This is a genomic window from Chitinivorax tropicus, from assembly GCF_014202905.1.
Lineage (GTDB): Bacteria > Pseudomonadota > Gammaproteobacteria > Burkholderiales > SCOH01 > Chitinivorax > Chitinivorax tropicus.
In genome coordinates this window covers 122657-132567 of record NZ_JACHHY010000014.1, presented here as the reverse complement: position 1 = coordinate 132567, position 9911 = coordinate 122657, and the positions used below count along the sequence as shown (strand labels likewise).

At 52.8% G+C, this 9911-nt stretch carries 8 protein-coding genes; 1 reads left to right on the top strand and 7 read right to left on the bottom strand.

Going from position 1 to position 9911, the window contains the following annotated elements:
- Nucleotides 1-244: 244 nt before the first annotated feature.
- The 4 genes from glmM to rlmE all read right to left on the bottom strand — a co-directional run bounded on the left by glmM (nucleotide 245) and on the right by rlmE (nucleotide 5168).
- On the bottom strand, nucleotides 245-1618 hold the full coding sequence (gene glmM, locus HNQ59_RS12240) for a phosphoglucosamine mutase (RefSeq protein WP_184039668.1): 1374 nt from the start codon (nucleotides 1616-1618) through the stop codon (nucleotides 245-247).
- Nucleotides 1615-2451 (bottom strand): dihydropteroate synthase, encoded by an 837-nt coding sequence (gene folP / locus HNQ59_RS12235; RefSeq protein ID WP_343074257.1) that lies wholly within the window; start codon nucleotides 2449-2451, stop codon nucleotides 1615-1617. Before folP ends, glmM begins: the two co-directional genes overlap by 4 nt.
- A gap of 70 nt (nucleotides 2452-2521) precedes the next feature.
- A complete protein-coding gene (ftsH, locus tag HNQ59_RS12230) occupies nucleotides 2522-4429 on the bottom strand; it encodes an ATP-dependent zinc metalloprotease FtsH (protein WP_184039666.1) in 1908 nt (635 codons plus the stop codon).
- Nucleotides 4430-4499: 70 nt separating this feature from the next.
- Nucleotides 4500-5168: a 23S rRNA (uridine(2552)-2'-O)-methyltransferase RlmE gene (rlmE, locus tag HNQ59_RS12225; RefSeq protein ID WP_184039664.1), complete on the bottom strand. Its 669-nt coding sequence runs from the start codon at nucleotides 5166-5168 to the stop codon at nucleotides 4500-4502.
- A gap of 36 nt (nucleotides 5169-5204) precedes the next feature.
- Between rlmE and yhbY the strand changes: the two genes are divergently transcribed.
- Nucleotides 5205-5621: a ribosome assembly RNA-binding protein YhbY gene (gene yhbY, locus HNQ59_RS12220; RefSeq protein WP_184039662.1), complete on the top strand. Its 417-nt coding sequence runs from the start codon at nucleotides 5205-5207 to the stop codon at nucleotides 5619-5621.
- A 46-nt stretch (nucleotides 5622-5667) separates the two neighbouring features.
- Here the strand turns inward: yhbY and HNQ59_RS12215 are convergent, their stop codons facing one another.
- From HNQ59_RS12215 to carB, 3 genes are all read right to left on the bottom strand, one after another.
- The gene (locus HNQ59_RS12215; protein ID WP_184039644.1) at nucleotides 5668-6117 is read right to left on the bottom strand and encodes a DUF4149 domain-containing protein; all 450 of its coding nucleotides are present in this window, start codon (nucleotides 6115-6117) and stop codon (nucleotides 5668-5670) included.
- Between the two features lie 21 nt (nucleotides 6118-6138).
- The gene (gene greA / locus HNQ59_RS12210) at nucleotides 6139-6615 is read right to left on the bottom strand and encodes a transcription elongation factor GreA (RefSeq protein ID WP_184039642.1); all 477 of its coding nucleotides are present in this window, start codon (nucleotides 6613-6615) and stop codon (nucleotides 6139-6141) included.
- Between the two features lie 76 nt (nucleotides 6616-6691).
- A complete protein-coding gene (gene carB, locus HNQ59_RS12205; RefSeq protein ID WP_184039640.1) occupies nucleotides 6692-9907 on the bottom strand; it encodes a carbamoyl-phosphate synthase large subunit in 3216 nt (1071 codons plus the stop codon).
- Nucleotides 9908-9911 lie beyond the last annotated feature (4 nt).

The window sequence follows — 9911 nt, the reverse complement described above, 5'->3', positions numbered from 1 at the left end:
TGTATTTTTTGTTAAAGATCATTCAGTTACAGCAGCTAAACTATCTTCCGTTCCGCTGTGTCGCTGCGAGAGAGGCCGAACTATACTCACTCACCTACTGGCCGTCAACTACTCATTGCAGATTCTTGAAAGAAAATTGATAAGCTGTTGATTTTGTAGAAACCAAATTTAGACATACAGTCCGAATCTGCCCAGGAAAGTTTATACCGGCTCTACAGTTTGAGCTGATCCGAGCCGGTTGCACTCACGCTGTTGCAGCTGCCGCCTGCTCAACAATCTCGGCTATACGCTCAGCCCAACGCTTGATCTTTTCTCCATGCCTACCTTCGAGCATCACCCGAACCACAGGTTCAGTACCCGATGCACGTAGTACTACACGCCCTTGGTCACGTAGCTCACACTCCGCTTCAACCAGGGCAGCTTGCACTGGTAATGAGTCACGATGATCAAACCCTTTAGGTACACGGACGTTGATCAATACTTGTGGATAAGTCGTGACATCTTTCGTATTTTCGGCCATTGATGTTATTGAGCGATGCGTCCGCAATGCGTGCAGAACTTGCAATGCTGACACGATGCCATCGCCCGTGGAGTGCTTGTCCAAACAGATGATGTGCCCAGAGCTTTCTCCACCTAATTGCCATCCCTTTTCGCGCAACATTTCCAGCACATAACGGTCACCCACCGCAGCTCGGGCAAATGGGATTTTGTGCTTTTCGAATGCATGCTCAATACCGAGATTGGTCATGACCGTCCCCACTACTCCACCAATCAGATTCCCCTCCTTCTGACGTTGGCGGGCAATGATATACAGCAATTTATCTCCGTCATAAGGTGTACCATCACGATCAACCATGATCAGACGATCGCCATCACCATCCAGCGCAATACCAAAGTCTGCCTGATGTTCAACCACGGCCTTCTGCAGCGCGGCTGTTTCAGTTGCACCTACGCCATCATTGATATTGGTGCCATCCGGCTGGTTACCAATAGTAACCACATCAGCACCCAGCTCGTGGAATACATGTGGCGCAATGACATAGCTTGCGCCATGTGCACAATCCAAAACCAGTTTGATTCCTCGCAAATCCATGTCCGATGGGAATGTACTCTTGCAGAATTCAATGTATCGGGCTGCCGCATCTTCCATACGACGAGCCTTGCCCAATTCTGCGGAAGGAACACACTTCAGCGGTTCCTCCAATGCAGCCTCTATTGCACGTTCAACCTTATCTTGCAGCTTGATTCCGCCAGCGGCAAAGAATTTGATCCCATTGTCTTCATATGGATTGTGGGATGCACTGATCACAACGCCAGCCTGGAGCCGTAAAGCACGCGTCAGGTAGGCAATGCCTGGTGTCGGCATGGGGCCAATCAGCACCACATCAACCCCGCTTGCTGAAAAACCGGCCTCCAGCGCGGACTCCAACATATACCCGGAGATGCGTGTATCTTTACCGATCAGTACCGTGGGCCTCAACTCTGGGCGCAAACGCCGATCTGCTGAAGCCAATACTTTGCCTGCTGCATAGCCAAGGCGCATTACGAACTCTGGGGTAATTGGATCTTCACCTACCCGCCCACGAACACCGTCTGTTCCAAAATATTTTCTGCTCATTGTTCTACCGCTGTCAGGATGGTTAATGCATCTTTTGTTGCTTTGACATCATGCACACGCACGATGGCAGCCCCTTTTTGAACTGCGAGCAACGCCGCCGCGGTGCTTGCATGGATACGACCAGAGGCCGCCTCGCCAGTCAACGCACCCAGCATGGATTTTCGGGACAGCCCCACCAGCACCGGGTACCCCAGTGATGCCAGATGCTGCATATTTCTCAACAAGTCTAAATTATGATCCAGCGTTTTACCAAAGCCGAAACCAGGGTCGATCACGATTCGATCAGATTCAATACCGGCTTGCTGAGCGATTTCAGCACGTTGATTCAGGTAATCGGACACCTCAAAAAGAACATTGTCATAATTCGGATTGTGCTGCATATTATCCGGATTACCCTTTTTGTGCATCAGACAAATACCAACTGATGATTGTGCAACTGCTTCAATCGCACCGATATCTTCCAGCGCACCCACGTCATTGACCATGTCCACGCCAATCTCAATCGCACGCTTCATTACTTGCGCTTTACGTGTGTCAATCGAAACAGGGATACCCAAGCTGATCAGCCTTGGCAACACAGGTGCCAACCGTCTCCACTCTTCGTCTACAGACACAAATGGTGCATCTGGTCGAGTTGACTCACCGCCCACGTCGATGATGTCAGCACCTTCATCAAGCATAGCTTGAGCGTGTGCAATTGCCGCGTCTACTTCCAAATACCTACCACCATCTGAAAAGGAATCAGGCGTAAGGTTCAAAATACCCATGATGATCGGATGGCTCAGATCCAGTGAGAAACGGCCACATTTAAAAATCGAGTGCTTCATGCTCATGACTTGTCAGAGAGTTGAAAACAAAACAACCGACCATTCGGTCGGTTGTCCGTGTTTCACTATGCTCGAATTATACTTCCTGAGCCGGTGTTACAGTTGCGGTAGGTGCGGAAGGCGTAGAGCCATCGCCAGGAGTGCTTGCCTTGGTAGGCGGTTGTTTAGGGGGCCTGGGTGACTTACCTTGCATGATGTCTTCAATCTGATCTGCATCGATGGTTTCCCATTCCAACAACGCCGATGTCATTGCCTCTACCTTGTCGCGATTTTCCTCCAACAGCCGCCGCGCAAGTGCATACTGCTCGTCGATGATCCGTCTGATCTCTGCATCCACCTTTTGCATCGTGGACTCAGACATGTTTTTATGCGTTGTCACCGACCGCCCCAGGAACACTTCCTGCTCATTATCACCATATACCATTGGCCCGAGCGCTTCGGTCATCCCATAGCGGGTCACCATATCACGCGCAATCTGCGTCGCACGCTCGAAGTCATTGCCAGCCCCAGTGGTCATCTGATTCATGAACAGTTCTTCTGCGATGCGACCACCGAACAAGCACGCAATACGAGCCAGCAGGTATTCACGGTCATAGCACCAGCGATCCTCCTCCGGCAGATACATTGTCACACCCAATGCACGACCACGAGGGATGATGGTGACTTTATGAACCGGGTCTGATTTCGGCAGGAGCTTACCCACCACCGCATGACCAGACTCATGGTAGGCAGTGTTCTTGCGCTCCTCTTCACTCATCACCATCGACCGGCGCTCCGCACCCATCATGACTTTGTCTTTTGCTTTCTCGAAGTCGTCCATATCAACCAGACGCTTATTGAGCCGAGCAGCAAATAAGGCGGCTTCGTTCACCAGATTGGCAAGGTCTGCACCTGAAAAACCAGGTGTACCGCGCGCCAACAGATCCGCCCGCACATCCGCTGCAATCGGGACTTTGCGCATGTGGACGTTCAGGATCTGCTCACGGCCACGAATATCTGGCAAAGGCACCACAACCTGCCGATCAAAACGGCCAGGGCGCTGCAGTGCTGGGTCCAACACATCAGGTCGGTTGGTCGCTGCAATGACAATGATGCCCGAATTGGCTTCAAAGCCATCCATTTCGACGAGCAGCTGATTCAGCGTCTGCTCGCGCTCATCATTACCACCACCCAGACCAGCGCCACGCTGACGGCCCACCGCATCAATTTCATCAATGAAGATGATGCAAGGCGCGTTCTTCTTGGCTTGCTCGAACATGTCACGGACACGCGCAGCCCCTACGCCTACAAACATCTCGACAAAATCGGAGCCAGAGATCGAAAAGAAAGGGACTTTTGCTTCGCCAGCGATCGCTTTCGCCAGCAAGGTCTTGCCCGTACCGGGAGAGCCCACCAGAAGGACTCCGCGCGGAATACGCCCGCCCAAGCGCTGGAATTTGCTCGGGTCACGCAGGAATTCGACGATCTCCTGAACTTCTTCCTTGGCCTCATCACACCCTGCCACGTCGGCAAACAGGATGGGATTGCTGGTTTCATCCAACATACGTGCCCGGCTCTTGCCAAAGCTGAATGCCCCTCCTTTGCCGCCACCTTGCATTTGGCGCATGAAGAAGATCCATACGCCAATCAACAGCAACATCGGGAACCAGGAAATGAACACCTGCATCAGCAGGGATTGCTCTTGCTCCTGCTTGGCCGCGAATTTCACCTTGTTCTTGTACAGATCATCGATCAGTTTGTCGTCACCGGGTGACAAGGTCGTGAACGACGTGTTGTCAGTACGTTTACCGGTGATCAATTGACCACGCAGCACGTTCCCTTCAATTTCAACAGACTGCACGCGCCCACTCTTCACCTCCTCCAGAAAATCGGAATAGGGGATCTGACTTTGGGACTCATGCCGTTTACTGAATTGGTTGAACACCGTCATCAGTACAAGGCCAATAATGAGCCAGATCGCGATGTTCTTGCCAATATTATTCACGTCAACTCCTTAGCGTGTGTGCGGAGCACAATACTCTCAGCTTGGATTCTAAACCCTCTTGACAACCCTGTCAGTATTCCATTGATGTAGTGTCATCATCGGGAAAAACTGCCGTGTAGTTCTCAAGTTTACCCTTACCAAGCAGATAGATTTCGTTACTGCGATCCCGCGAAGCCTTGGGCTTGCGCGTGAACACTTGATCAAAGCTCTTTCGCAGCAGGGTCATATATTCCGGATAGCCGGTTCCTTGGAAAGCTTTGACCAGATAATTACCGCCGGGTTTCAGGTGATGCTGTGCAAAATCCAGCGCCAACTCAATCAGGTAAATGCTACGCGGCATATCCATCATGGCGTTACCTGCCATATTGGGGGCGATGTCTGAAATTACAAGATCAACCTGACGTCCTTCCAACATGGCTTCAAATTCGCGAAGCACCGACGCCTCACGAAAATCACCTTGCAGGAAATCCACGCCGGGAAGGGGATCCATCGGCAAAATGTCCAATGCCAACACCTTGCCATGCTTTCCGACCTTCTGCGCGGCAATCTGCGACCAACTCCCTGGCGCCGCCCCCAGATCGACTACCAACATACCCGGTTGAATCAATTTGTCTTTTTCGATGATCTCAAGCAGCTTGTATGCTGCGCGGGAGCGATAGCCATCCCTCTGTGCCATTTGCACATAGGCGTCGTTGACATGCTCAGTCATCCAGGCCTTACTGGTCTTGCTTCGTTTCATAAGTTATAATGTCAGGTTTTTCAGAGGGTTAAACCCATGATCGAATTGACGCCGCTACAGCGCCGTTTTCTTCGCGCCCAAGCGCATCATCTGAATCCGACCGTGATGATCGGCGCCAATGGCTTGACCGAAGCCGTCATGCGTGAGTTGGCGCGCAGTCTCGATGCACATGAGCTGATCAAAGTTCGCGTGTTCAGTGATGAACGTGATACCCGCGAAGCGCTGCTCCAGCAAATCTGCGACGATCTGGACTGCGCACCGATTCAACATATCGGAAAATTACTGGTACTCTATCGCCCAGGCAATGAGCCAAAAATCGAACTGCCAGATAGCAAACAAGCCATCAATAAACCTACGGTAAAAGCCGTGGATGCGCCAGCCAAAAAACCAGCCACCAAACCGATTGCATCGGGTCGCCCTGGCGGTAATCGCCGTCGTCGCACCAGTCGCTGAAACAACACAGCACAAAGGCAGCAAACGCTGCCTTTTTTATTTCAACTTACTTGTTGCCGCGTGTGATCAGCGCCAAACCAAGTAGACACTCACCAAGATAGATGATGCTGGAGATGGTATGTGCTGTCGCAAACCCACCACCAAAAGCACCTGTTGCCACATTGCCAGCCTTTGACTTCAACTCGGTAATCCACGGATGAATGGCAAAATGATTCACTGCTGTCAGCAACAACATGAGTAGCACGATCCAGAAACCAGTCTGCTTGAAGGCACCGAACCCGTCGGATATCAGCGCGTACAGCAGTAGATAAAAACCCGCCAACAGGCCGACCCAGGCCATACCGATGAAAATACGCCCGGCCAACGCACCAGCCAGCACACGATCATGGGGGAGCGAATGGAACAACAACGGGGCGACCAAAGCACCCACTATCCACAAACCACCTACCCACAAAGTCAATGAAATAATTCGCAAGGTATCTGGAAAGTTGGCCATGGCAGGTGCCTTCAATTCAGGTTAGATGAATTTCACGTCCAGCACTTCATACTCACGAATGCCGCCTGGTGCCAGGACTTCAGCCACATCCCCTGCATATTTACCAATCAGGGCACGGGCAATGGGTGAGCTGATCGAAATCTTGCCAACCTTCAGGTCGGCTTCGTCATCCCCGACAATCTGATAGGTCACGGCATCGCCGGATTCCAGATCTTCCAGTGATACAGTTGCACCAAAGACAATACGGCCATCCGAGTCAACCAGTTTGGGGTCGATGACCTGCGCATTCGACAGCTTGCCTTCCAATTCTTGGATCCGCCCCTCGATGAAGCCTTGGCGCTCCTTGGCAGCTTCATATTCTGCATTTTCAGATAAGTCACCTTGCGCACGCGCCTCTGCAATGGCTTCAATGACGTTGGGACGCTCTACTGTCTTGAGGCGATGCAATTCTTCTTTCAATAACTCAGCGCCTACTACCGTCAGCGGGATTTTGATCATAGCCAGAAACTCCACTAGCAAAAGAACAGGCCGCACGTTCCGGAAACGGCGGCCTTGAGAAAGTTAATAAGATAGTTTAACGGCTTGCAGCGATTTGTTGGTGCAAACCTTGAACGTCATAGACTTGCAATTCAGTCATATGTGCCATCCCAATCGTTGCTGCACGCGCACCCGCCAGGGTGGTATAGACCACCAGACGAGCCTGTTGCGCGGCATGGCGAATGTAATAACTGTCTTGAATTGCAGACCGTTTTTCTTCCACGGTGTTGATCACCATTTGAACTTGACCATTTTTGATCAAGTCAACGATGTTTGGACGGCCTTCATTTACCTTGTTGACCGACGTCACCGGGATGCCAGCCTCAGCAATCGCGGCTGCCGTCCCTTTGGTGGCAAACAGGCCAAAACCCAACTCATGGAGGTTACGGGCGACTTCAACCACGCCCGCTTTATCTTGCTGCTTCACGCTGATGAAGATATTACCTGAGGTCGGCAATTTGATCGATGCCGCCAACTGGCTTTTCACGAATGCCTCAGCAAAAGTTGCCCCGACACCCATCACCTCACCGGTCGATTTCATCTCTGGCCCCAGGATGGTATCAACACCAGGGAATTTGATGAACGGGAATACGGCTTCCTTCACTGAATAATACGGCGGAATGACTTCACCTTCCACACCCTGATCATCCAGCGACCGGCCCGCCATGCAACGGGCTGCGATCTTGGCCAGCGGCAGGCTGGTGGCCTTGGATACATATGGCACGGTACGCGAGGCTCGTGGATTGACCTCCAGCACATAGACATCGCCATTCTGGATAGCGAACTGTACGTTCATCAGACCCACCACATTGAGTGCTTTTGCCATGGCGACAGTCTGACGGCGTAATTCATCCTGCTTTTCCTGGCTCAGACTGAACGGCGGCAGTGAACACGCAGAATCCCCTGAGTGAACGCCCGCTTGTTCAATGTGCTCCATGATGCCACCGATCAGCACGCGCTCGCCGTCGCAAATGGCGTCCACGTCCACTTCGATGGCGTCATTCAGAAAGCGATCCAGCAACACCGGGCTGTCATTGGATACCTTGACAGCCTCGCGCATATAGCGCTCCAAGTCGCTCTGCGCATGGACAATTTCCATGGCACGACCACCCAGCACGTAAGAGGGGCGTACCACCAACGGATAGCCGATTTCCTGAGCCAGTTGGATGGCCTCGCCTGGCGTGCGGGCAGTCCGGTTCGGCGGCTGGCGCAGATTCAACTCGTGCAGCAGTTTTTGGAAGCGCTCGCGATCTTCAGCCGCATCGATCATGTCCGGCGTAGTGCCGATGATGGGCACGCCATTCGCCTCCAGCGGCTTGGCCAGTTTGAGCGGGGTTTGACCGCCATACTGGACGATCACACCGACCGGCTTTTCGACATGGACGATTTCCAACACGTCTTCCAGCGTCAACGGCTCAAAATACAGGCGGTCTGAGGTGTCGTAGTCGGTGGAAACGGTTTCCGGATTACAGTTGACCATGATGGTCTCGTAACCATCTTCACGTAACGCCAGTGCCGCGTGCACGCAGCAGTAATCGAATTCGATGCCCTGACCGATTCGATTTGGGCCACCACCCAGCACAATGATCTTCTTACGATCCGTCGGCTGCGACTCGCACTCTTCCTCATAGGTGGAGTACATATAGGCGGTGTTGGTCGAGAATTCTGCCGCGCAGGTATCCACCCGCTTGTAAACCGGGCGCACACCCAGCTCCCAGCGGCGTTTACGGACATGGCTCTGGTGCTCACCCAGAAGAGTGGACAGACGGCGATCGGAGAAACCTTTGCGTTTCAGTCTGCGCAAGGTATCAGCATCCAGCTCGTCGATACTACGTCCTTTGAGTACTTGCTCTTCTTTGATCAGGTCTTCCAGTTGCACCAGGAACCATGGATCGATGTGGGTATGGGCATGGATCTCGTCCAGGGTCATGCCGGCACGGAAGGCATCAGCCACATACCAGATGCGCTCTGGGCCGGGATCGCCCAGCTCTGTTTCAATCTTTTCGAGGTCATTGGTGATCTCATCCAAGCCATAATGGCCTGTTTCCAAACCACGCAATGCTTTTTGCAATGACTCCTGGAAGGTGCGTCCAATCGCCATCACTTCCCCCACCGATTTCATCTGAGTGGTCAGCCGGTCGTTGGCTTGAGGGAATTTTTCGAAGGCGAACTTCGGAATCTTGGTCACGACGTAGTCGATGGCCGGCTCGAACGAGGCAGGTGTCTTGCCACCGGTAATGTCGTTCTTCAGCTCATCCAATGTGAAACCCACGGCGAGTTTCGCCGCCACCTTGGCGATCGGGAAGCCGGTTGCTTTGGATGCCAGCGCAGAGGAACGGGAAACGCGTGGATTCATCTCGATGACGATCATCTCGCCATTGGCAGGGTTGACTGCAAACTGCACGTTCGAGCCACCGGTATCCACGCCGATCTCGCGCAGCACCGCCAAGCTGGCATTGCGCATGATCTGATATTCCTTGTCGGTCAACGTCTGGGCAGGCGCCACTGTGATCGAGTCACCCGTGTGCACACCCATCGGATCGAAGTTCTCGATGGAGCAGATGATGATGCAGTTATCTGCCCGGTCGCGCACCACTTCCATCTCGTACTCTTTCCAACCCAATACGGACTGCTCGATCAGCAGCTCGTGAGTAGGTGAGGCTTCGAAGCCGCGAGTACAGATTTCGAGGAATTCCTCTTTGTTGTATGCGATACCACCGCCCGAGCCGCCCATGGTGAAGGATGGCCGGATCAGGGTTGGGAAGCCAACATCCGCCTGCGCGGCCAAGGCTTCTTCCATCGTGTGTGCAATGAAGGATTTCGGGCAGGACAGGCCGATCTTTTCCATGGCCAGTTTGAATTTACCGCGATCTTCCGCTTTATCGATGGCTTCTGGGGTTGCTCCGATCAGCTCGACCTTGTATTGGTCGAGCACGCCGTTACGCCATAGATCCAATGCGCAATTCAAAGCGGTCTGGCCACCCATGGTGGGCAGAATGGCATCTGGACGCTCTTTGGCGATGATCTTTTCAACCATCTGCCAAGTGATCGGCTCAATGTAGGTCACATCGGCCATATTCGGGTCGGTCATGATGGTCGCAGGGTTGGAATTGACCAGCACGACCCGATACCCCTCTTCACGCAGGGCTTTACAGGCTTGGGCGCCAGAATAGTCGAATTCGCAGGCCTGGCCGATGACGATCGGGCCCGCGCCAATGATCAGGATACTCTTGATGTCTGTCCGTTTTGGCATGGTG

What these genes read in the sequence shown, in the direction of transcription:
- glmM (WP_184039668.1), bottom strand. Translation starts at nt 1,618, where the DNA reads ATGAGCAGAAAATATTTTGGAACAGACGGTGTTCGTGGGCGGGTAGGT.
- folP (WP_343074257.1), bottom strand. Translation starts at nt 2,451, where the DNA reads ATGAGCATGAAGCACTCGATTTTTAAATGTGGCCGTTTCTCACTGGAT.
- rlmE (WP_184039664.1), bottom strand. Translation starts at nt 5,168, where the DNA reads ATGAAACGAAGCAAGACCAGTAAGGCCTGGATGACTGAGCATGTCAAC.
- yhbY (WP_184039662.1), top strand. Translation starts at nt 5,205, where the DNA reads ATGATCGAATTGACGCCGCTACAGCGCCGTTTTCTTCGCGCCCAAGCG.
- HNQ59_RS12215 (WP_184039644.1), bottom strand. Translation starts at nt 6,117, where the DNA reads ATGGCCAACTTTCCAGATACCTTGCGAATTATTTCATTGACTTTGTGG.
- greA (WP_184039642.1), bottom strand. Translation starts at nt 6,615, where the DNA reads ATGATCAAAATCCCGCTGACGGTAGTAGGCGCTGAGTTATTGAAAGAA.
- carB (WP_184039640.1), bottom strand. Translation starts at nt 9,907, where the DNA reads ATGCCAAAACGGACAGACATCAAGAGTATCCTGATCATTGGCGCGGGC.